The organism is Frondihabitans sp. VKM Ac-2883, from assembly GCF_015350875.1.
Classification (GTDB): Bacteria; Actinomycetota; Actinomycetes; order Actinomycetales; family Microbacteriaceae; genus Frondihabitans.
Genome location: NZ_JADKSF010000008.1, coordinates 145,559 through 167,164 on the forward strand (window position 1 = coordinate 145,559; position 21,606 = coordinate 167,164).

Annotated in this window: 21 protein-coding genes; 10 read left to right on the forward strand and 11 right to left on the reverse strand. The window is 66.2% G+C overall.

The annotated features are described in order from the left end of the window. Window positions 1–48: 48 nt before the first annotated feature. The 3 genes from ITJ49_RS14845 to glgA form a co-directional block, all read right to left on the reverse strand. Window positions 49–300, reverse strand: coding sequence for a type B 50S ribosomal protein L31 (locus tag ITJ49_RS14845; RefSeq protein ID WP_055957737.1), 252 nt, complete (start codon window positions 298–300; stop codon window positions 49–51). Between the two features lie 229 nt (window positions 301–529). Next, window positions 530–1,312 carry an ABC transporter ATP-binding protein gene (locus ITJ49_RS14850; RefSeq protein WP_055957739.1) on the reverse strand — a complete coding sequence of 261 codons (783 nt, stop codon included), beginning with the start codon at window positions 1,310–1,312 and terminating at the stop codon, window positions 530–532. Window positions 1,313–1,379: 67 nt separating this feature from the next. Continuing rightward, window positions 1,380–2,561, reverse strand: a complete 1,182-nt coding sequence (gene glgA, locus ITJ49_RS14855; protein WP_194606355.1) for a glycogen synthase — start codon at window positions 2,559–2,561, stop codon at window positions 1,380–1,382. A 47-nt stretch (window positions 2,562–2,608) separates the two neighbouring features. Here glgA and ITJ49_RS14860 point away from each other — a divergent pair, with 47 nt between their 5' ends. Together ITJ49_RS14860 and serB are read left to right on the forward strand one after the other, a co-directional pair. After that, window positions 2,609–3,850, forward strand: a complete 1,242-nt coding sequence (locus ITJ49_RS14860; RefSeq protein WP_055957745.1) for a glucose-1-phosphate adenylyltransferase — start codon at window positions 2,609–2,611, stop codon at window positions 3,848–3,850. Window positions 3,851–3,872: 22 nt separating this feature from the next. Then, a complete protein-coding gene (gene serB / locus ITJ49_RS14865; RefSeq protein WP_194606356.1) occupies window positions 3,873–4,511 on the forward strand; it encodes a phosphoserine phosphatase SerB in 639 nt (212 codons plus the stop codon). Window positions 4,512–4,571: 60 nt separating this feature from the next. On the opposite strand, the gene fabG is transcribed toward serB, so the two are convergent. Continuing rightward, window positions 4,572–5,282, reverse strand: coding sequence for a 3-oxoacyl-ACP reductase FabG (gene fabG, locus ITJ49_RS14870; RefSeq protein WP_194606357.1), 711 nt, complete (start codon window positions 5,280–5,282; stop codon window positions 4,572–4,574). Between the two features lie 206 nt (window positions 5,283–5,488). On the opposite strand from fabG, the gene ITJ49_RS14875 reads away from it, so the two are divergent. The 3 genes from ITJ49_RS14875 to ITJ49_RS14885 are packed head-to-tail and all read left to right on the forward strand — an operon-like array spanning window position 5,489 to window position 6,986. Beyond that, complete coding sequence (locus ITJ49_RS14875; RefSeq protein ID WP_194606358.1) at window positions 5,489–5,863, forward strand: DUF3099 domain-containing protein; 375 nt, start codon at window positions 5,489–5,491, stop codon at window positions 5,861–5,863. Then, the gene (locus tag ITJ49_RS14880) at window positions 5,860–6,105 is read left to right on the forward strand and encodes a hypothetical protein (RefSeq protein ID WP_370544544.1); all 246 of its coding nucleotides are present in this window, start codon (window positions 5,860–5,862) and stop codon (window positions 6,103–6,105) included. The genes ITJ49_RS14875 and ITJ49_RS14880 overlap by 4 nt, the downstream gene beginning before the upstream one ends. Further along, window positions 6,102–6,986 carry an SURF1 family protein gene (locus ITJ49_RS14885; RefSeq protein WP_194606359.1) on the forward strand — a complete coding sequence of 295 codons (885 nt, stop codon included), beginning with the start codon at window positions 6,102–6,104 and terminating at the stop codon, window positions 6,984–6,986. Before ITJ49_RS14880 ends, ITJ49_RS14885 begins: the two co-directional genes overlap by 4 nt. A 123-nt stretch (window positions 6,987–7,109) precedes the next feature. Here ITJ49_RS14885 and ITJ49_RS14890 read toward each other — a convergent pair whose 3' ends face one another. Next, window positions 7,110–8,708 carry an ABC-F family ATP-binding cassette domain-containing protein gene (locus tag ITJ49_RS14890; protein ID WP_055957755.1) on the reverse strand — a complete coding sequence of 533 codons (1,599 nt, stop codon included), beginning with the start codon at window positions 8,706–8,708 and terminating at the stop codon, window positions 7,110–7,112. Window positions 8,709–8,846: 138 nt separating this feature from the next. Between ITJ49_RS14890 and ITJ49_RS14895 the strand changes: the two genes are divergently transcribed. Next, complete coding sequence (locus tag ITJ49_RS14895) at window positions 8,847–9,485, forward strand: biotin transporter BioY (protein WP_055957757.1); 639 nt, start codon at window positions 8,847–8,849, stop codon at window positions 9,483–9,485. 175 nt (window positions 9,486–9,660) lie between these two features. On the opposite strand, the gene ITJ49_RS14900 is transcribed toward ITJ49_RS14895, so the two are convergent. Genes ITJ49_RS14900 through sufB form a run of 5 tightly spaced genes read right to left on the reverse strand, consistent with a single transcriptional unit; the run spans window position 9,661 to window position 13,985 of the window. After that, on the reverse strand, window positions 9,661–9,993 hold the full coding sequence (locus tag ITJ49_RS14900; protein ID WP_055957760.1) for a metal-sulfur cluster assembly factor: 333 nt from the start codon (window positions 9,991–9,993) through the stop codon (window positions 9,661–9,663). A 2-nt stretch (window positions 9,994–9,995) separates the two neighbouring features. Continuing rightward, entirely contained in the window at window positions 9,996–10,778 is a 783-nt protein-coding gene (gene sufC, locus ITJ49_RS14905; RefSeq protein ID WP_123943814.1) for a Fe-S cluster assembly ATPase SufC, read from the reverse strand. 43 nt (window positions 10,779–10,821) lie between these two features. Further along, window positions 10,822–11,169, reverse strand: coding sequence for a non-heme iron oxygenase ferredoxin subunit (locus tag ITJ49_RS14910; protein WP_123943816.1), 348 nt, complete (start codon window positions 11,167–11,169; stop codon window positions 10,822–10,824). Beyond that, entirely contained in the window at window positions 11,169–12,566 is a 1,398-nt protein-coding gene (sufD, locus tag ITJ49_RS14915; protein WP_194606360.1) for a Fe-S cluster assembly protein SufD, read from the reverse strand. The genes ITJ49_RS14910 and sufD overlap by 1 nt, the downstream gene beginning before the upstream one ends. Then, window positions 12,567–13,985, reverse strand: coding sequence for a Fe-S cluster assembly protein SufB (sufB, locus tag ITJ49_RS14920; protein ID WP_055961818.1), 1,419 nt, complete (start codon window positions 13,983–13,985; stop codon window positions 12,567–12,569). It abuts the gene before it with no gap. 239 nt (window positions 13,986–14,224) lie between these two features. On the opposite strand from sufB, the gene ITJ49_RS14925 reads away from it, so the two are divergent. Continuing rightward, on the forward strand, window positions 14,225–15,187 hold the full coding sequence (locus ITJ49_RS14925) for a heme A synthase (RefSeq protein WP_370544545.1): 963 nt from the start codon (window positions 14,225–14,227) through the stop codon (window positions 15,185–15,187). A gap of 247 nt (window positions 15,188–15,434) precedes the next feature. On the opposite strand, the gene ITJ49_RS14930 is transcribed toward ITJ49_RS14925, so the two are convergent. Next, window positions 15,435–16,385: a heme o synthase gene (locus tag ITJ49_RS14930; RefSeq protein ID WP_194606361.1), complete on the reverse strand. Its 951-nt coding sequence runs from the start codon at window positions 16,383–16,385 to the stop codon at window positions 15,435–15,437. Between the two features lie 352 nt (window positions 16,386–16,737). On the opposite strand from ITJ49_RS14930, the gene tkt reads away from it, so the two are divergent. Genes tkt through ITJ49_RS14945 form a run of 3 tightly spaced genes read left to right on the forward strand, consistent with a single transcriptional unit; the run spans window position 16,738 to window position 21,596 of the window. After that, window positions 16,738–18,840: a transketolase gene (tkt, locus tag ITJ49_RS14935; protein ID WP_055957774.1), complete on the forward strand. Its 2,103-nt coding sequence runs from the start codon at window positions 16,738–16,740 to the stop codon at window positions 18,838–18,840. A 24-nt stretch (window positions 18,841–18,864) separates the two neighbouring features. Next, a complete protein-coding gene (tal, locus tag ITJ49_RS14940; RefSeq protein WP_194606362.1) occupies window positions 18,865–19,986 on the forward strand; it encodes a transaldolase in 1,122 nt (373 codons plus the stop codon). Then, the gene (locus tag ITJ49_RS14945) at window positions 19,983–21,596 is read left to right on the forward strand and encodes a glucose-6-phosphate isomerase (protein WP_194606363.1); all 1,614 of its coding nucleotides are present in this window, start codon (window positions 19,983–19,985) and stop codon (window positions 21,594–21,596) included. Before tal ends, ITJ49_RS14945 begins: the two co-directional genes overlap by 4 nt. Window positions 21,597–21,606: the final 10 nt, after the last annotated feature.

Sequence of the window (21,606 nt, forward strand, 5' to 3'; positions counted from 1 at the left end):
CTGCCAAAGCAGAAACGGGGCGTTGTGCGGAGCACGAGGCGCTCGGGCCTACTTGCTGCCGAAGTTCTTGAAGCGCTGGTTGAACTTCTCGACGCGGCCGGCGCTGTCCATGATGCGCTGCTTACCCGTGTAGAACGGGTGCGAGGCCGACGAGATCTCGACGTCGATGACGGGGTACTCGACGCCGTCGAGCTCGATGGTCTTGCTGCTGGTGACGGTCGAGCGCGTGAGGAAGGTCTCACCCGAGGCGAGGTCGCGGAACACGATCGGGTTGTAAGACGGGTGGGTGTCGTTCTTCATGGGGTTCCTCAAAGGCTAGGGGTGAACTGGTTTTTGCCAGCTCGTGGGAGTGCAGGCACAGTGAGGCCCGCAAACAGCCTCTAACGATACCAGACAAAGAGCCGCGAGCCGAGCTGCGGCTTATGCGCAGGCTCCACTGAACATCGGGGCTTCCCGACGCGGTTCGGCCGAAGTGACGCGGATCGCCAGGTCGCTTTGGCCGATTCGCGTCACTTTTTGGCGAGAACGCCTAGACGGCGCGAGCGGTGTAGCGCCCAGCGTCTTCGACGACGGTCAGCTCGAGGCCGAATGTGTCGCCCAGCGTGGATGCGGTGAGCACCTCGGCGAGCGGACCCATCGCCCGCACTTCGCCCCCGGCCAGCAGCAGCGCGTGCGTGAAGCCGCGCGGGATCTCTTCGACGTGGTGGGTGACCATGACGATGGCGGGCGACCCCTCGCTCGATGCGTAGCCGCCGAGCATGCGGAGGAGCTCTTCGCGGGCACCAAGGTCGAGCGACGCGGCGGGCTCGTCGAGCAGGAGGAGCTCGGGGTCGGTCATCACGGCACGGGCGATCTGCACTCGCTTCTGCTCGCCGTCGCTGAGGTCGCCGAAAGACCGGTCGGCGAGGTGACCGAGCTTCCACTCGTCGAGCACACGGTGGGCCCGACGCACGTCGACGCCCTCGTACTCTTCGTTCCAGCGGCCGGTCACGGAGTACGCCGCCGTGAGAACGACGTCGAGGACCTTCTCTTTCGGCGGGATCCTTCGCGCGATCGTGGTCGACGCGAAGCCGATGCGGGGTCGGAGATCGAACAGGTCGACGCTGCCGAGGTCTTCACCCAGGATCTCGGCCTCACCGGACGACGGATGCGTCTGCGCGGCCGCCACCTGGAGGATCGTGGTCTTGCCGGCACCGTTAGGCCCGAGCACGACCCAGCGCTCATCGGAATCGACGGTCCACGACACTGAATCGACCACCGGCGAGCCATCTCGAACAACGGACACATCGGTGAGCTGCAAAACGGTGGCCATGACAGAACTCTATTCCACGGGGGTGCTCGAAGCCGTCACTATTCCACAGGTGATGGATCGATCGGCGTCAGAGCAGCGAACGGTAGATCTCGAGGGTCCGATCGGCGATGCCGCCCCACGAGAAGTCGGCCTCGGCGCGGAGACGACCGGCTCGGCCCATCAGAGCCGCCAGCCCAGGATCCGAGACGGCGTGCGTCAGGGTCGCGGCCAGATCGTTCACGAAGCGCTCCGGGTCGAGCGGGGTTCCGGTGCCGTCGGTCGCCTGGTCGATGGGCACGAGCCAGCCGGTGAGCTGGTCGGCGACGACCTCGGGGATTCCGCCGGTTGCCGTGCCCACGACGGGGAGACCGCAGGCCATGGCCTCGAGGTTGACGATGCCGAGGGGCTCGTAGATCGAGGGGCAGACGAAGACCGTCGCGGCCGACAGGACGGCACACAGCTCGTCGCGCGGCAGGATGCGCTCGATCCACACGACGCCGGAACGCTCCGCCTGGAGCTCCTCGACGAGGCCGGTCACCTCCTGCATGATCTCGGGGGTATCGGGGGCTCCGGCGCAGAGAATGAGCTGCACGTCGTCCGGGAGCAGCTTGGCCGCGCGCAGCAGGTACGGCAGGCCCTTCTGACGCGTGATGCGACCGACGAAGACCACGGCGGGGCGATCGGGGTCGATGCCGAGCGAGCGGACCAGCTCGGGCTCGTCAAGGCGCCGCCACGACGTGAGGTCGATGCCGTTGTAGACGACGTCGACCTTCGTCTCGTCGATCGACGGGTACGAGCGGAGGATGTCGCGCTTCATGCCCTCGCTGACCGCGATGACCTTGTCGGCGGTTTCGTATGCCTGCTTCTCGATCCAGCTCGAGACGCGGTAACCGCCGCCGAGCTGCTCGGCCTTCCATGGGCGAAGCGGCTCGAGGGAGTGCGCAGTGAGAACGTGGGGAACGCCGTGGAGCATCTGGGCGAGCTGCCCGGCCGCGTTGGCGTACCAGGTGTGCGAGTGCACCACGTCGGCACCCGCGACGTCCTGGGCGATCGCGATATCGACGCCAAGGGTCTTGAGTGCACCGTTGGCGTCGGCCAGCTCGGCAAGATCGGGGTAGCCGGTCGTGCCACTCTCGGTGACCGCCGCGCCGAAGGCTCGAACCTCGACGTCGATGGAAGAACGGAGGGCCTTGACCAGCTCCGTCACGTGGACGCCCGCTCCCCCGTAGACGTTGGGCGGGTATTCCTTGGTAATCACATCGACTCGCACGGCCCTTACCGTAGTCGTCCGGGGGCGAAACGTGCCATTCTGGGCCCATGGCATCAAAGAAGATCTTCGGCATCGTGTTGGCAGGCGGAGAAGGCAAGCGGCTCATGCCGTTGACCGCTGACCGGGCGAAGCCCGCCGTGCCCTTCGGCGGAAACTACCGTCTCGTCGACTTCGCTCTGTCGAACTTGATCAACTCCGGGTTGCGGCAGATCGTCGTCCTGACCCAGTACAAGTCGCACAGCCTCGACCGGCACGTGTCGCAGACCTGGAGCATCGAGGGCCTCCTTGGCGCCTACGTCGCGTCCGTGCCTGCCCAGCAGCGCCTCGGCAAGCGGTGGTTCGCGGGGAGCGCCGACGCGATCCTGCAGAGCCTCAACCTGCTCCGCGACGAGAAGCCCGACATCGTCGTCGTGGTGGGTGCCGACCACGTCTACCGCATGGACTTCGAGCAGATGGTCGAGGCGCACATCGCCTCGGGCAAGAGTGCGACCGTCGCGGCGATCCGTCAGCCCATCTCGCTGGCCGACCAGTTCGGCGTCATTCAGACGAACGCCGACGACGCGACGCTGATCGACGCCTTCCTCGAGAAGCCGAAAGACCCGGTGGGTCTCGCCGACTCGCCCGACGAGGTGCTGGCCTCCATGGGCAACTACGTCTTCAACGCCGACGCGCTGATCGACGCGGTGCTCCGTGACGGAGAGAACCCCGAGTCCGACCACGACATGGGTGGCGACATCATCCCCGATTTCGTGTCGCGCGGTGACGCGGCCGTCTACGACCTCAATCGCAACGAGGTACCAGGAGCGACCGAGCGCGACCGCTACTACTGGCGTGACGTCGGCACCATCGACTCGTTCTACGACGCCCACCGCGACCTCATCGCCGCGCTGCCGGTCTTCAACCTCTACAACACCGACTGGCCCATCTTCAGCCAGCAACTGAACTCGCCCCCGGCGAAGTTCGGTCGCGACGAGCACGGCAACCCGGGGTCCGTGATCGAATCGATCGTTTCGCTCGGCACCCTCGCGGTGGGCTCGCACATCGAGCGGAGCGTCGTCGGGCCGTGGAACACGCTCGACTCAGGATCACGCGTGGTCGATTCGGTGCTCTTTGACCGCATCTACGTCGGCAAGAACTCGATCGTCAACCGCGCGATCCTCGACAAAGACGTGGTGATCGCCGACGGAGCGCACGTCGGGCTCGACGCCGAGGCCGACCGAGCTCGCGGCTTCACGGTCACGCCCTCAGGAATCACCGTGGTGGGCAAGGGCGTTCGCGTCGAGTCCTGACGCCGCCCACTACCCTGAGACCGTGCCGCGCTTCCTCATCGTCCTCGACGTCGACTCCACCCTCATCGAGAACGAGGTGATCGAGATGCTCGCCGACGCCGCCGGGTCTCACGACGAGGTGCGCGACATCACCGCGCGGGCGATGGCGGGCGAACTCGACTTCGCCGAGAGCCTGCACGCCCGAGTCGCAACGCTCGGGGGGCTCCCTGAAAGCTGCTTCGCCGACGCCTCGGCGAGAGTGCAGGTCACTGCGGGGGTTCCCGAGATGATCGCCGGTGTGCATAAGGCAGACGGAATAGTCGCCGTGGTCTCGGGGGGATTCCACGAGATCCTTGACCCACTGGCTCGTGAGCTCGGTCTCGACCACTGGCGGGCCAACCGGCTCCAGGTCGAAGACGGCCACCTCACCGGTCGCGTCGAGGGGCCGATCGTCGACGCCGACGCCAAAGCCGCGGCCCTGGTCGAATGGGCTGCGAACGCCGGCATCCCCCGGTCTCAGACAATCGCGGTCGGCGACGGCGCCAACGACCTTCAAATGATGCGGGCCGCCGGGCTCAGCGTCGCCTTCGACGCCAAACCCCGGGTCCGTGCGGCGGCGGACGTCTCGCTCAGCACCCGAGACCTCGCGTCGGTGCTGGCACTCGCGGGCCTACGCGGATGACGAGAGCCCAGGATCCGGCCCGCCGGATCCTGGGCTCCTCGCCCCACGCGCTCTCGAGCCCTAGTGGCCCATGCCGAGGCCGCCGTCGACCGGGATCACGGCGCCCGAGATGTAGCCGGCGTTGTCTGACGAGACCCAGACCACGGCGTCGGCGATGTCGTCGACGGTGCCGAACCGGCCGGCGGGGATGCTCTTCTTGTATTCGGCCTGCTGCGCCTCGGGCAGCACGGCGGTCATGTCGGTCTCGACGAAGCCTGGTGCGATCACGTTCGCCGTGATGCCGCGCGCGCCCAACTCGCGGGTGACCGAGCGAGCGAAGCCGACGAGGCCGGCCTTCGACGCCGAGTAGTTGACCTGGCCCGCTCCGCCGTAGAGTCCGACGACGCTCGAGATCAGCACGATGCGCCCGAATCGCGCCTTGAGCATGCCCTTCGAGGCGCGCTTGACGACGCGGAAGGTGCCGCCGAGGTTGGTGTCGATGACCGACGTGAAGTCGTCTTCTGACATGCGCATCAGCAGGGTGTCTTTGGTGATGCCGGCGTTGGCGACCAGAATCTCGATCGGCCCGAGTTCTTGCTCGACGGTGGTAAACGCGGCGTCGATCGAGGCCGAGTCGGTCATCTCGGCGTGGACGGTGAGGGTGCCTTCGGGGCCTGCGCCAGAGCGGGCCGTCACGGCGACGCGGTGGCCGGCGGCTACGTAGCGGGCAGCGATGGCGTAGCCGATGCCACGGTTTCCGCCGGTGACGAGGACGGTGCGAGGGGTTTCCATGTGGGTCTCCATGTCTTCTCGCCGGGGCGCACGGGCCCCGACTTGCTCGGGATCGAGAGATCACACCCGGGAGATGTCACGGCCTCGACCGGAGCGACCGCGATAAGCCTAGTCTCGCCATAAAGGGCGGATACCCAAGACGCCTTACGATTATGTGGTGCCCTCCCGTTCGGCCGGGCATCGACGACGCCTGAGCCCGTGAGTGAATGAGAACGACGAAGAAGACGACCAACGCGATCACCTCGCTGCCGCCGTCGCCCGACGAAGAGCGACACGGCCGGATGATCCGCTACAGCCTGGCGATGTTCATCCGGCTGGTGTGCGTAATCGTCGCATTCCTCATCCCGTTCGGTTGGTGGACGGCCCTTCCGGCCGTCGGCGCCATCGTGCTCCCCTACGTCGCGGTCGTGCTGGCCACGGTCGGCTCCGAGGGGCCGCAGGGTCAGGTCGTGCGCCCCGGCGGAGTCGAGATCTACCGACCCGAGCAGGGTGTTCCGGGATACGAGGGTCAGGATCCTCGAGAGCGTCCCTTCACCGGCGCCTCGGGCGAACCGACGTCTCCCGGCCCACACCGCCCGTGATCATCGGTTCGGCCGGCCCCGACATCCCCCAGTGCTCCCGTGCGGGCTGCCGCGCCGACGCGACCCACCAGGTGAACTGGCGCAACCCGAAGATCCACGGCATCGAACGCGTGAAGGTCTGGGCCGCCTGCGCCGAGCACGTAGACTTTCTCGCAGAATTCCTGCGCAACCGCGACTTTCCCGTGGAGGTGACAGAACTGGGCGTGACCGTGTCGGCGGTCGGAACGGAGGCCACCTCGTGAAGGAGTGGCGTTTCGCGCTCTCGAAGAAGTGGGTCGGCTACCTGTCGGTCGCCGTCGTCTTCGCGATCATCTGTGCGGGGCTCTCGCACTGGCAGTGGGAGCGACGCGGCGAGAACCTCGCTCTGCAAGAGAAGCTCGACGCCAACTACAACGCCCGGCCCGTCGAACTGTCGACGGTGTTACCGAACCTCGACTCGTATTCGACGTCCGACGAGTTCACGCCGGTGCGGGTGACCGGCACCTATCTGGCCGACGACTACTTTCTGGCTCGCGACCGCAGCTACAACGGGTTCCCCGGCTTCGAGGTGCTGGTACCGCTCGAGACCGAGAGCGGTGAGATCTTTGTCATCGATCGCGGCTGGGTTCCGACCGGTAACACCCACGACTATCCCGACTCGGTGCCCGCTCCCCCGAGCGGCACGGTCACCGTCGTCGCCCGACTCGCTCAGACCGAGCCGGACGTACCGGGTCGCACCGACATTCCCAACACCAACGAGCTCGCCGTCATCAAGCCGGCCACGATCGGCAAGCGGCTCGATCTGCCGACCTACACCGCGGCATTCGGTCAGCTCAAGAGCGAGACACCGTCGGCGGCGACACTGCCCAAGCTGGCTCAGAAGCCCCAGGTCGACTACGGCCTCAACGTGTCGTACGCCGTGCAGTGGGTGCTCTTCGCCCTCGCCGGCTTCGGTTTCTTCGCCTACGTGATCCGCCAAGAGTACGACCTCCACAACAGCGACGAAGAAGACCAGCGCTGGCTCGAGGAGGAGCGCGAGCGCAAGCGACTCAAGCGCGGCCCGAGCGACGCCGAAATCGAAGACGGCGATCTCGACGAGTCGGGTTACGAGAGTTCGGCGCCGGGTACCCGCATCAGTCGCTGAGCGCCGTAAGACGTATCGCGGACTCCCCCACCTGCCGCGGCGGGTCTGAGAGTCCGCGATACGTGTTGCGGCGGTGCGCTATGCCAGCGTCCTGTGCTCGATGGTCACGCTGGCTCCGCTGCGCTACGCCAGCGTGATCAAATCGGAGTAGTCGGGCGTCCAGTGGTCTTCGGTGCCCTCGGGCATGATCAGCACGCGCTCGGGGTTCAGCGCCTCGACAGCACCCTCGTCGTGACTGACGAGCACGACAGCACCCTCGTAGTTGTTGAGCGCGTCGAGGATCTCGAGCCGCGAGGCCGGGTCGAGGTTGTTCGTGGGCTCGTCGAGCAGCAGCACGTTGGCGCCCGAGACGACGATCATCGCCAGGGCCAGACGGGTCTTCTCACCACCGGAGAGCACGCCGGCCGGCTTGGCCGAGTCGTCACCCGTGAAGAGGAACGATCCGAGCACCCGGCGCGCCTCCATCTCGGTGATGTTCGGTGACGACGACACCATGTTCTCGAGCACGCTGCGCTTGACGTCGATCGTCTCGTGCTCCTGTGCGTAATAACCGATGCGGAGGCCGTGCCCCGGCTCCAGCTGACCGGTGTCGGGCGCGTCGACACCCGCGAGGATGCGCAGGAGGGTCGTCTTACCGGCACCGTTCAGACCGAGGATGACCACCTTCGATCCGCGGTCGATGGCGAGGTCGACAGCTGTGAAGATCTCGAGGGAGCCGTAGCTCTTCGAAAGGTTCGTCGCCATGAGCGGCGTCCGCCCGCAGGCGGCGGGGGTCGGGAACCGGAGTTTCGCGACCCGGTCGACAGCACGCACCTCGTCAAGCCCTGCAAGGAGCTTCTCGGCGCGAGCGACCATCTGGTGCGCCGCGGCGGCCTTAGACGCTTTCGCGCCGAAGCGGGCGGCCTGCTTCTGCAGCTGACCGGCCTGCTTCTCGGCGGTGGCGCGCTCTTTTTTACGACGCTCCTCGTCGGAGGCGCGCTGGCGCTGGTAGTGCTTCCAGCCCATGTTGTAGATGTCGATCTGCTGGCGGTTCGCGTCGAGGTAGAAGACACGGTTGACGACCTCGTCGACGAGCTCGATGTCGTGGCTGATCACGATTACGCCGCCCTGGTACGTCTTGAGGTACTCCCGCAGCCAGACGACGCTGTCGGCGTCGAGGTGGTTTGTCGGCTCATCGAGGATCATCGTGTCGGCAGCCGAGAACAGGATGCGCGCGAGCTCGATGCGGCGACGCTGACCACCCGACAGGGTCGACAGGGGTTGGTCGAGGATGCGGTCGGGCAGGCTGAGGTTGCTGGCGATCGACGCGGCCTCCGCTTCGGCGGCGTACCCGCCGAGGGCGTTGAAGCGGTCGTCGAGGTCGCCGTAGCGCTTCATGGCCTTCTCGGCCACGGCCGGGTCGTCGCTGCCCATGGCGAGCGACGCCTCCTGGATGCCGAGGAGGATCTGGCCGAGACCACGGGCATCGAGGATCCGGGTGCGAGCCAGGTCTTCCGGGTTACCGCTGCGGGGATCCTGTGGCAGGTATCCGATCTCACCGGTCTTGTCGATCGAGCCACCGGTGGGCATCGTCTCGCCCGCCAGGGTCTTGGTCATGGTCGTCTTGCCCGCGCCGTTTCGGCCGACGAGGCCGATCTTGTCGCCCTTTTCGACGCGGAAGGTCACGCCCTCCATGAGGAGGCGGGCGCCTACGCGAATCTCGAGGTCGTGCACGGAGAGCACAGCGAAAGTCCAATCATCTGGTGAGGTGTCCACAACGCCGCCCGCCGTTGGGTCGCCCCTAGGATGAAGAGGAATCAGCGTGGAACCGAGTCGTCGGAGCAGACTGCGCCGATCGACCTACCTATTCTAGGAGATTGCATGACCAACCCCGCAGCATTGTCCGCTGGCGCCCTTCTTCCGGCCCGCAAGTCGGTGCTCGCCGATCGCTTCGTCACGCGGAGCATCGCGACCGATGCCGCGCTCATCGCGGGCGGAGTCGCCGTCATGGGCGTTCTCGCACAGGTCGTCGTGCCGCTGTGGCCCGTCCCGGTCACCGGCCAGACTCTCGGTGTTCTGCTCGTCGGCGCGACTCTCGGCGCCCGCCGTGGTGCGCTGTCGCTGCTCGCCTACGCCCTCGTCGGCCTCGTCGGTCTGCCGATCTTCGCCGAGCACAACGGCGGCTTCGCCAGCGTCATGCTGCCGAGCTTCGGATTCATCGTCGGATTCATCCCGGCCGCCTTCGCCATCGGCTGGCTGTCGGAGCGCCAGTGGGATCGCCACGTCGTCCGCTCGCTCGTGGGCTTCTTCCTGGCATCACTGATCCCCTTCGCCGTCGGTCTCCCGTTCCTCGGGTTCGCGTTGGCTCGACTGGGCTACCCGCACGACGTCTCCGCGGTGCTCGCGGCCGGCTTCACGCCGTTCATCGTGGGTGGCATCGTCAAGTGGGTCATTGCGGCCGGCATGCTGCCGCTGCTGTGGCGCGGTGTGCGCGCCCTCGACTCGAAGAAGAACGACTAGCCGCCGGATCCTTCGCTTTCGGGCCCCCGTCGTATGCGGCGGGGGCCCTTTTCCGTGCCGGGCGTCCTCTGCGCGGGCAGCTTCTGCGCCGGGGAACGCAAAACCCGCACGTCCGGCCAAACCATCTGCCCAGAGGCACATGCTTTCGCCGACCGTGCGGGTCGGAACAGCTCAGTTAGATCGAGAAGCCGATGGCGCGCATCATGTCGCGCCCGTCGTCCGTGATGCGGTCGGGACCCCACGGCGGCATCCACACCCAGTTGATGCGGAAGGCGTCGACGACCCCGTCGAGCGCGTTGGCCGTCTCAGACTCGATCACGTCGGTCAGGGGGCAACCGGCGCTCGTCAAAGTCATGCTGATGATCAGCGCGTCTTCGACCTCGTCGTCGAGGGCCAGGTCGTAGATCAGGCCGAGGTCGACGACGTTGACGCCGAGCTCGGGGTCCATGACCTCTTTCAGGGCCTCTTCGATCTGGTCGAACTTCTCGGGCGCGAGTGCGATCGGCATGTCTAGGCTCCGGCCGGTGCAGCGGCCTCGGCCGAGGCAGCGACATAGCGGTCGTAGCCCTCGTTCTCGAGCTGGTCGGCCAGTTCGGGTCCGCCCTCGTCGGCCACGTGGCCGTCGACGAAGACGTGCACGAAGTCAGGCTTGATATAGCGAAGGATCCGCGTGTAGTGCGTGATCATCAGAATGCCGAGGTCGGTCGACTGGTGAGCGCGGTTGACGCCCTCCGAGACGATCTTGAGAGCATCGACGTCGAGCCCGGAGTCGGTCTCGTCGAGGATCGCGAACTTCGGCTTGAGGAGCTCGAGCTGCATGATCTCGTGGCGCTTCTTCTCGCCGCCCGAGAAGCCCTCGTTGACGTTGCGCTCGGCGAAAGAGGAGTCCATTTTGAGGTCGCTCATGTGCTGGCGGAGGTCTTTGACCCAGGTGCGGAGGGCGGGTGCCTCCCCGTCAAGGGCGGTCTTCGCGGTGCGAAGGAAGTTCGCGACGGTGACGCCGGGAATCTCGACCGGGTACTGCATGGCCAGGAAGAGGCCCGCCTTGGCGCGCTCGTCGACGGTCATGTCGAGCACCTCGACACCGTCGAGGGTGATCGATCCGCCATCGACCTTGTACCGGGGGTGGCCGGCGATCGTGTAGGCGAGGGTGGACTTGCCGGAGCCATTGGGCCCCATGACGGCGTGGATCTCACCCTGCTTGATGGTGAGGTCGACGCCCTTCAAGATGGGCTTGTTGCCCTGCTCGGTGTCGATCGAGACCTGGAGGTCGCGGATTTCGAGGGTAGCCATGATGTTCCTTTAGTTGAATCTGGAGCTGAAGATCGGGAGGCCGCTACGCGACCGGAGGTGCCGTGACCGGTGTGGTGTCGATCCAGACGTCACCGTCGACGACCGTGACCGGGAAGACCGGCACGGGTTCGTAGGCGGGAAGGGTGAGTGGCTTGCCGGTGGTCAGCTCGAACTTCGAGCCGTGGGCCCAGCACTCCAGGGTGTCGTCTTCGACGAACCCCTCGGAGAGTGAGATGTCGCCATGGGTGCAGGTGTCGCCGAGGGCGTGCAACTGCCCCGCCGAGTCGCGGACCACGGCGACGGGGATTCCGTCGACCACGACTCGCAGGGCCTCGGACACGCTGACGTCGGCCTCGGCGCAGACCCGCTGCCCCACAGGTGTCGTAGCCATCAGTGCGTGCCTCCGGGTGCCGTGCCCTCGTCGGTGACTCCGGCCGCGACATCGGGCTCGCTCGACACGTGGTCGGTGCCCGTCGCTACGGCGGCACCGGGCTGCGAGTCGACGTACGGCGAACGTCGCGCTGCCGTCGAGCCACCCGCCGCGTTCGCAGCCGAGCGCACATCGGCGCCGTCTGCGAGCTCGGCCTCAAGAGCCGCGATCAGGCGCTCCTGCAGGGCGGGCTCACCGATGTGCTGCACGATCTCGCTGAGGAAGCCGAGCACCACGATGCGGCGCGCTTCTTCTTCGGGAATGCCGCGCGACTCGAGGTAGAACAGGTGCTCGTCGTCGAAGCGGCCGGTGGCCGATGCGTGGCCGGCGCCCATGATGTCACCGGTCTCGATTTCGAGGTTCGGGATCGAATCCGCGCGGGTGCCCTCGGAGAGAACGAGGTTGCGGTTCTGCTCGTAGCTGTCGGTGCCAGGGGCCGTGCGCCCGATGAGGACGTCGCCGATCCAGACGGTCCGTGCACCCTCGCCCTGAAGAGCGCCCTTGTAGTTCACGCGGCTCTTGGTGTTGGGGGCGTCGTGATTGACGTAGACCTGCTGCTCGAGGTGCTGCCCCGCATCGGCGAAGTACACGCCGTTGAGGTCGGCGTCGGCACCCTGCGCCGCGAGGTGCGCGGACGGGTTGACCCGCACGATGGAGCCGCCGAGGCTCACGACGAAGTGTTTGAGCTGTGCGTCGCGGCCGATCTTGGCGAAGTGGCTCGAGAGATGGACGCCGGAGTCGTTCCACTCTTGCACGCTGACCACCGTGAGGTGAGCACCCTCGTCGACCACGATCTCGACGTTCTCGACGAGCTGCGCATCTCCGGAATTCTGGAGGATGACGAGACCGGTCGAGTTCGGCTTGGCGTGGATGACCGTGTGGCCGGCGCGCGGCGCGGTGTCGAGGCCCGAGCGACCGATCGTGATCGACGTCGGCTCGTCGCCGGAGACGGTCACGAGAAGGACGTTCTCGGTGCTTGCCCAGGCATTGGCCGAGGCCTTGTCTTCGGGCGTGCCGGCAGTGCCGACGAGCTCGTGCTCCGGTGTCACCCAGTCGACGGACGCGCCGGGCGTCTCGCGGGCCAGATAGGCGTACGGGGAGCCGTCGAGCGGACCGTCGATGAGGGGACGGAGCGCCTGGACCGGGCTCAGCTTCCAGTCGACCTCGCGGCCGGTGACGGTCGGGAAGGCCGCCGGGTCGGTCGAGGCGAATCGACCGGAGCGGGTCTGGACGGGGATGGGCCGGTCGGCCCAGGCCCCGTCGGTGTGCGCCGCAGAGCCGGGCACGACGGCACCGTTCGGCACCGCCGCTTCGACGATCGGCGTGGATGTGTCGGTCGTTGCGGGAGTGGCGGACATCTAGCCGACGGATCCTTCCATGCTCATCTCGATGAGCTTGTTCAATTCGAGTGCGTACTCCATCGGGAGCTCGCGGGCGATGGGCTCGATGAAGCCTCGGACGATCATGGCCATGGCCTCGTCTTCGGCCATTCCGCGCGACATCAGGTAGAAGAGCTGCTCTTCGCTCACCCGGGAGACAGTCGCCTCATGGCCGAGCTGGACGTCGTCGATGCGGATATCGATCGCCGGATAGGTGTCGGAGCGCGAGATGGTGTCGACCAGGAGCGCGTCGCAGCGAACCGTGTTGGCGGAGTGGTGCGCACCCTCATCGACGCGGACCTCGCCGCGGTAGCCGGCTCGGCCACCGCCACGCGCGATCGACTTGGAGACGATCGACGACGTCGTGTAGGGCGCCATGTGGATCATCTTCGCGCCGGCATCCTGGTGCTGGCCGGGGCCAGCAAACGCGACAGAGAGGGTCTCGCCCTTGGCGTGTTCACCAGCGAGGTAGATCGAGGGGTACTTCATCGTCACCTTGGAGCCGATGTTGCCGTCGATCCACTCCATGGTGGCGCCCTCGTGGGCGATGGCGCGCTTCGTGACGAGGTTGTAGACGTTGTTCGACCAGTTCTGGATCGTCGTGTAGCGAACGCGGGCGTTCTTCTTGACGATGATCTCGACGACGGCCGAGTGCAGCGAGTCGCTCTTGTAGATCGGAGCCGTGCAGCCCTCGATGTAGTGCACGTAGCTGCCCTCGTCGGCGATGATCAGCGTGCGCTCGAACTGGCCCATGTTCTCCGTGTTGATACGGAAGTAGGCCTGAAGGGGAATTTCGACCCGGACGTTCTTCGGAACGTAGACGAAGGATCCGCCGGACCAGACAGCCGTGTTGAGCGCGGCGAACTTGTTGTCGCCGGCCGGGATCACGGTGCCGAAGTACTCCTGGAAGAACTCGGGGTGCTCACGAAGAGCCGTGTCGGTGTCCATGAAGATGACACCCTGCTCTTCGAGGTCTTCGCGGATCTGGTGGTAGACGACCTCGGACTCGTACTGGGCGGCGACGCCGGCGACGAGGCGGTTGCGCTCGGCCTCGGGGATGCCGAGCTTCTCGTAGGTCGCCTTGATGTCGTCGGGCAGCTCTTCCCAGCTACCGGCCTGCTTCTCGGTCGACCGCACGAAGTACTTGATGTTGTCGAAGTCGATGCCGGAGAGGTCGGCGCCCCAGGTGGGCATGGGCTTGCGCTCGAACAGGGCGAGACCCTTGAGGCGGTTCTTGAGCATCCACTCGGGTTCGCTCTTGAGGTTCGAGATGTCGGTCACGACCTCGGGGTTCACGCCACGGCGCGCGGATGCGCCAGCGGCATCGGAGTCGGCCCAGCCGAACTCGTACTGGCCCAGTCCTGCGAGCTCCGGGCGGTCGATCAACACGTCAGACATACCTACCTCTTTCTTCGTCGTCTCGAACCGATACGTTCGTTGCGACATTCCCTGGCGGGCGGGACTCGGTCTCGCAGCTGCGAGAGGAGTCGAAATTCAAGGGCGACCACCCAGATCGATGTCTCTACACTCGAGACCGAGAGATCTGTGGTCTGCGTCGACGCACCGAAACCGGGTGTGTTCCTGAACCCCACAATGCTACAGGCCAGGCATCCAAAAGTAACGAAGGACAGCAATCCGTGAGCAATGCACAGGCAACGTCGATGGGCGTCATCGCCCGAGTCTGGTCGTGGCTCCCGGCTCGGATCGACCGGCGTGTCCGGTTCATCGCCTGGGCGTCTCTCGCCTGCCAACTCTTGCTCGTGGGCACCGGCGGCCTCGTCCGCCTCACCGGCTCCGGCCTCGGCTGCCCGACCTGGCCCGAGTGCACCGCTGGTTCGATCGTCACGACACCCGAGATGGGCTTCCACGGCATCATCGAGTTCGGCAATCGGCTTCTGACGTTCGTCCTCGTCATCATCGTGATCCTCGCCTTCTTCGCCGTGTTCCGCATGCGGAAGGTGCGACGCGACCTGTTCTGGCTAACGCTCATCCAGGCACTCAGCATCCCGTTCCAGGCGGTGCTCGGCGGCATCAGCGTCCTGGCCAAACTCAACCCCTACGTCGTGGGATCGCACTTCATCGTCTCGATGGTCCTGGTCCGCATCACGGCGACTCTCGTCTACCGCGTCTATCACGGGCCGCGTGGCACCTCAGCCGCGACTCCCCCGTGGTACGCGCTCACCACGCGAGTCGCCGCGGTCTTCGTCGCGATCACGGTCGTGCTCGGCATCCTGACCACGGGTGCCGGTCCCCACGCCGGCGATGAGAACACCCACCGCAACGGGTTCGACCCCAAGCTCATCGAGACGCTGCACGCCGTGCCGGCGTTCGCGGTCTTCGTGCTGACGCTCGCCCTCGTGGTGGGCGCGATTCGACTCGGGCTCCCCCGGCGCTTCCCCCTCCTGCTCCTCGCCGTCGAGGTCCTCCAGATCACCGTGGGGCTCGTCCAGGCCAACACCGGTCTGCCGCCGTTCCTCGTCGGCGTCCACCTCGTGCTCGCCGGGCTCCTCGTCGCCGCGATGACGGCGGTCACGCACACGCTCGAGAGCGACGCCGACCTCACGAAGCCGGCGCGGGAGGCAGCGACTATCGCTGCGTAGCGCTGCGGAGCTCGTGTCGAGCGGCGGGCCGCAGGATCCTGCGCCTCTGCCGATCTTGACGGCGTGTTCTGCGCCGGGCTCCCCTGTGCCGCACCCGCCTGCCTTCCGAATTTGAAGGAGAAGCGCGAGGCTCACCCCCGCCGATCCGCATGGACTGGTTTGCGCCCGTCGGTTTTTCCTTCGAATTCGGGTGCGCCGACCACGGTCGGCGGAGTCGAGGTGCTGCGGCGGCCCGCCGCGCTAAGAGCTAGAAGGGAAGCAGCGGGTCGATGCCGACGGCCAGGAACAGCAGCGTCAGGTACGTGATGGAGGCGTGGAAGACCTTCATCGGCTTGACCTCGGCCACCTGGGTGATCGCCCGGCTGTAGAGGCGGTGCGACTCGACGACGAACCAGGCACCGCTCGCCAGCGCGACGACGGTGTAGAGCACACCCATTTGGGCGACGGGGATGAGGAGGAGCGAGCAGACGACGGTGGCCCACGCGTAGAGGATGACCTGCAGACCGACGTGGGCTCGACCGCGAACTACGGCGAGCATGGGCACGTCGACGGAGGCGTAGTCGTCGCGGTACCGCATGGACAGAGGCCAGTAGTGCGGCGGGGTCCAGAGGAAGATGACGGCGAACAGGATGACGGGCGCCCAGGTCAGCGAGCCGGTGACTGCGGCCCAGCCGATCAGGACGGGCATGCAGCCGGCGATTCCGCCCCAGACGATGTTCTGCGGCGTGCGGCGCTTGAGCCAGAGCGTGTAGACGAACACGTAGAACACGATCGCGAACAGCGACAGTGCCGCGGAGATCAGGTTGACGGTGTACGCGAGCCAAGCGATGGACGCGACGCCCATGACGTACGAGAAGATGAGCGCTTCGCGGTCGGAGACATCACCCGTGACGAGGGCCCGGTCTTTGGTTCGCTTCATGACGCGGTCGATGTCGCGGTCGATGTAGCAGTTGAACGACGACGCCGAGCCGGCGCTCAAGGCCCCGCCGATCAGGGTGGCCACCACGAGCCAGAGCCTCGGAATACCCCCCTCGGCAAGGAACATCGTGGGAATGGTGGTGACGAGCAGCAGCTCCATCACACGCGGCTTCGTGAGCGAGACGTAGGCGCGGAACTTGCGTTTGACGCCGATTCGCTTGGCGGAAGATACCGCGGGCTGCGAGTCGGTGGGAGTGGTCAAAGCGCTATGGGTTGTCATACATCCTCTGATTGCTGGGCCGTTTCAGGCACGGGCCGCGAAGAATCGCCGGAGGCAGAGCAGTGCCTGGCGAAACCGAAGCCATAGCAAGTGTAGGCGATGAATGTGGCGATCAGGGGCTGTTCCTGGCCGTTCGACGGGCGCTGTGACAGTGCACGTCGCTATGCTGGGAGTTGCTTGCCAGTTGCAGGGCTCAGGGCGCCGATCCCACGTTCGTGTCGATGTCGCCCTAGAAGTATGCCCGGCAGCAGGCCCAGGGAACACACCCGGACTGAGTCGAAGGCGCCTCGGTAGGCATGTCAGTGCGGGAACGACACCCGCGCAATCTCGCATCAAGAAGGGTCATCTTCAAGTGGCAGATCTGCAATGGGAATCCATTGACAACAAGGCAGTGAACACTGTCCGCGTTCTCGCGGCCGATGCGGTTGAGAAGGTGGGAAACGGTCACCCGGGTACGGCGATGAGCCTTGCTCCCGCTGCTTATCTGCTCTTCCAGAAGGTCATGGCGCGCGACCCCAGCGATAGCACCTGGATCGGGCGAGACCGCTTCATCCTGTCTGTCGGCCACTCGTCGCTGACGCAGTACATCCAGTTCTACCTCGGTGGCTACGGCCTCGAGCTCGAAGACCTCGAGGCGCTCCGCACTTGGGGCTCCAAAACTCCCGGTCACCCCGAGTACGGCCACACCGACGGCATCGAGATCACCACCGGCCCCCTGGGCCAGGGTCTCGCAAGCTCGGTGGGCTTCGCCTACGCGGCCCGCTTCGAGCGCGGTCTGTTCGACCCCGAGGCTGCCGCCGGCACGAGCCCGTTCGACCACTTCGTCTACGTGATCGCCGGCGACGGCGACATGCAGGAGGGCGTCACCAGCGAGGCCGCCTCGCTCGCAGGCCACCAGCAGCTCGGCAACCTCATCGCGATCTACGACTCGAACCAGATCTCGATCGAGGACGACACCAACATCGCCTTCACCGAAGACGTGCACAAGCGCTTCGAGGCCTACGACTGGGATGTCCAGGTCGTCGACTGGAAGAAGACCGGCGAGTACGTCGAAGACGTCGCCGAACTGCACGACGCCATCGAGCGCGCCAAGGGAATCACCGACAAGCCGTCGCTGATCATCCTCAAGACCATCATCGCCTGGCCGTCCCCGACCAAGCAGGGTTCGGGCAAGTCGCACGGCTCCGCTCTCGGTAAAGATGAGATCGCCGGCCTCAAGCGCTTCCTCGAGTTCGACCCCGAGAAGTCGTTCGACGTCGACCCCGAGGTTCTGTCTCACACCCGGAAGGCCGTGGAGCGCGGCCAGGCTCTGCACGCCGAGTGGAACACCAAGCTCGACGCGTGGGCCGCTGCCAACCCCGAGAAGAAGGTCCTCCTCGACCGCATCCTCGCCGGCGACCTCCCGGAGGGCCTCGAAGAAGCCCTCCCGGTCTTCGAATCCGGCAAAGAGGTCTCGACCCGTGCCGCTTCCGGCCAGGTCATCAACGGCATCGCCGGTGTCCTCCCCGAGTTTTGGGGCGGTTCCGCTGACCTCGCCGAGTCGAACCTCACGTCGATCAAGGGTGCAAAGTCGTTCGTGCCGACCGAGTGGTCGACCCACGAGTGGAGCGGCGACCCCTACGGCCGCGTTCTCCACTTCGGTATCCGCGAGCACGCCATGGGATCGATCCTCAACGGAATCGTCCTGCACGGCAACACGCGCCCCTTCGGCGGCACGTTCCTGATCTTCTCCGACTACATGCGTCCGGCCGTTCGTCTCGCCGCGCTCATGAAGGCTCCGGTCACCTACGTGTGGACTCACGACTCCGTCGCCCTCGGTGAAGACGGCCCGACGCACCAGCCGGTGGAGCAGCTCGCCGCCCTTCGTGCGATCCCCGACTTCTCGATGGTCCGCCCTGCCGACGCCAACGAGACGGCCTACGCGTGGCTCACGATCCTGCAGCGCTTCAACGGCCCGGCCGGTCTCGCGCTCAGCCGCCAGAACCTCCCGGTCTTCGAGCGCGGTGACGGTGACGCCACCGGCGAGACCTTCGCCTCGGCGAAGAATGTCGCCAAGGGCGCTTACGTGCTGGCCGAGGCGCCGGGCGGAACCCCCGACGTGCTCCTCATCGCCACCGGTTCCGAGGTTCAGATCGCTGTCGAGGCCCGCGAGGTGCTTCGTGGCGAGGGAATCAACGCCCGCGTCATCTCTGCTCCGAGCCTCGAATGGTTCGACGAGCAGAGCGACGACTACAAGGAGTCGGTCCTCCCGACCGCCGTCAAGGCGCGCGTCTCCATCGAGGCCGGCGTGGCGATGCCCTGGAAGGGCATCGTCGGTGACGCCGGTCGCAGCGTCTCGATCGAGCACTTCGGTGCCTCGGCCGACTACAAGACTCTCTATCAGAAGTTCGGCATCACGACCGAGGCTGCGGTCGCCGCAGCCAAAGACAGCCTGGACTCGCTGGCCGCTCACTGAGCGCCCGCAGAAAGAAGAACAGCAATGACTGACACCACAGCAACCACCCCCACCGCCCAGCTCTCCGCCGCTGGCGTGAGCATCTGGCTCGACGACCTGTCGCGCGAGCGCATCAAGTCGGAGGGTCTGCAGAAGATCATCGCCGAGCGCAACGTCGTCGGCGTCACGACCAACCCGACGATCTTCGCGTCGGCTCTCGCCAAGGGCGAGGCCTACGACGAGCAGGTCGCCGAGCTGGCCAAGGCCGGCACCGGTGTGACCGACGCCGTCTTCGAGATCACCACCGACGACGTCGCCGACGCTTGCAATGTCTTCAAGCCGATCTACGACGCCACGAACGGCTTCGACGGCCGCGTCTCGATCGAGGTCGAGCCCGGTCTGGCGCACGACGCCGCCGGCACGATCAGCCAGGCCAAGCAGCTGTTCGACAAGGTCAATAAAGAGAACGTCCTCATCAAGATCCCGGCGACCATCGAGGGCCTCGAGGCCATCACCGCCGTCATCGCCGAGGGCATCAGCGTCAACGTCACTCTGATCTTCTCGCTCGAGCGCTACCGTGCCGTCATCAACGCCTACCTGACCGGTCTCGAGCAGGCGAAGGCCGCCGGCAAAGACCTCTCGAAGATCCACTCGGTCGCCTCGTTCTTCGTGTCGCGTGTCGACACCGAGATCGACAAGCGTCTCGACGCCGTCGGAACGGACGAGGCGAAGGCACTCAAGGGCAAGGCGGGCGTCGCGAACGCTCAGCTGGCCTACGAGGTCTACGGTCAGGCCTTCGCAACCGAGCGCGCTGCCGGCCTTCTCGCCGAGGGTGCGAACAAGCAGCGCCCGCTGTGGGCATCGACCGGCGTGAAAGACCCCAACGTCCTCGATACCACCTACGTGGTCGAGCTCGTCGCGGCCGACGTCGTCAACACCATGCCGGAGAAGACCCTCGAGGCCACCTTCGACCACGGCGTCATCGTGGGCGACACCATCACGGGCTCCTACGCCGCCGCTAACGAGGTCATGGACGCCATCGCGGCCCAGGGCGTCTCGTATGACGACGTCGTCGGTGTGCTCGAGTCGGAGGGCGTCGACAAGTTCATCGTCTCCTGGAACGAGCTCCTCGACACCGTGACGGCGGCGCTGGAATCCGCTAAGTGACCATTGCTCTAACCGCGTCGGGCCCGGCTGCTGATGCAGTCGGGTCCGTCGTCCCCTCGCTCGTGCGCGACCTGGTCGCGTCGGGCATCACGGTTCAGGATCCCAGCCTCTGGGGTCCTGACGCCGAGCACGAGGCTTCCACGCGACTCGGCTGGACCGAGTCCGTGGCGTCCTCGGCTGAAATAGTCCTCCGGATCCTTGCGCTTCGCGAGAAGCTCACGGCCAAGGGGCTCACGCACTTCGTGTTGGCAGGGATGGGCGGATCCTCGCTCGCCCCCGAGGTCATCACTCGCACCTACGGCGTCGATCTCACCGTGCTCGACGCCACGGTGCCGGGGCAGGTCCTCTCGGCTCTGAACGACGACCTCGAGCACACCGTGCTCATCGTCTCGTCGAAGTCCGGATCGACCGTCGAGACGGCCAGCGCACGTTCCGTGTTCGAGAAGGCATTTTCTGACGCCGGCTTCACCGACCTCGCTGATCGCATCGTCGTGGTCACCGACCCCGGCTCGCCGCTCGACGAGTCGGCTCGCGCGGCCGGCTACGAGGTCTTTGCGGCGGATCCGAACGTCGGTGGGCGCTATTCGGCTCTTTCGGCTTTCGGGCTCGTTCCTGCTGGTCTCGCGGGAGCAGACATCCAGGAGCTCCTTGCCGAGGCAGACGCCGTCACTGTCGAGCTCGCTCAGGATCGCCCTGACAACCCCGGTCTCGTACTCGGGGCCGTTCTGGCGGGCACCACTCCCCTGCGCGACAAGATCGTGCTCGTCGCCGACGGCACGCACCTGCAAGGCTTCCCCGACTGGGCAGAGCAGTTGATTGCCGAGTCGACGGGTAAGAACGGTCGCGGGCTCCTGCCCGTGGTGGTCGGCGTCGACGCCCCCGAAATCACGGCCGGTCTTGACGACGTGCAGGTGATTCGGCTCGTCGGCTCGACCGAAGAGACTCGTGAGGTCTCCCCCGGAGAGGTCGAGATCTCAGGATCCCTCGGGGCACAGTTTTTGGTGTGGGAGTACGCGGTTGCAGTGGCCGGACGCCTTCTCGGCGTCAACCCGTTCGACCAGCCTGACGTGGAGTCGGCCAAAGCGGCCACGCGTGCGCTGCTCGAAGGCTCCCCCGCGCCTGTATCCGCGGCGCCCTCGCAGTCTGCGATGGTCACGGACGGCATCGCGGTTCGCACGAGCCCCAGCCTCGAGCCCGGTGAGTCGGTCTCATCCGCGGTAGCTGCCTTGCTGGCACATCTAACTGGCGATGGATACGTCGCCCTTCACGCCTACGTCGACCGGTTCGAGAATCCCGAGATCGTCGGCCTCCGCGACGTGCTCGCGGAGAGAACCGGGCGCCCGGTCACCTTCGGGTGGGGGCCTCGGTTCCTGCACTCGACCGGCCAATACCACAAGGGTGGCCCGGCCAACGGGGTCTTCCTTCAGATCACGCAGACCCCCGGGGTCGACCTCGAGATTCCGAACAGCAGCTTCACGTTCGGCGCTCTCGTGGTCGCTCAAGCCGCGGGCGACGCCACAGTGCTCGCCGAGCACGGCCGTCCCGTCCTGACCCTTACGGTGACGGATGTGGCGGAAGCACTTCCCGTAATTCTCAGCGCACTCCGCTGATCCGAAGGCG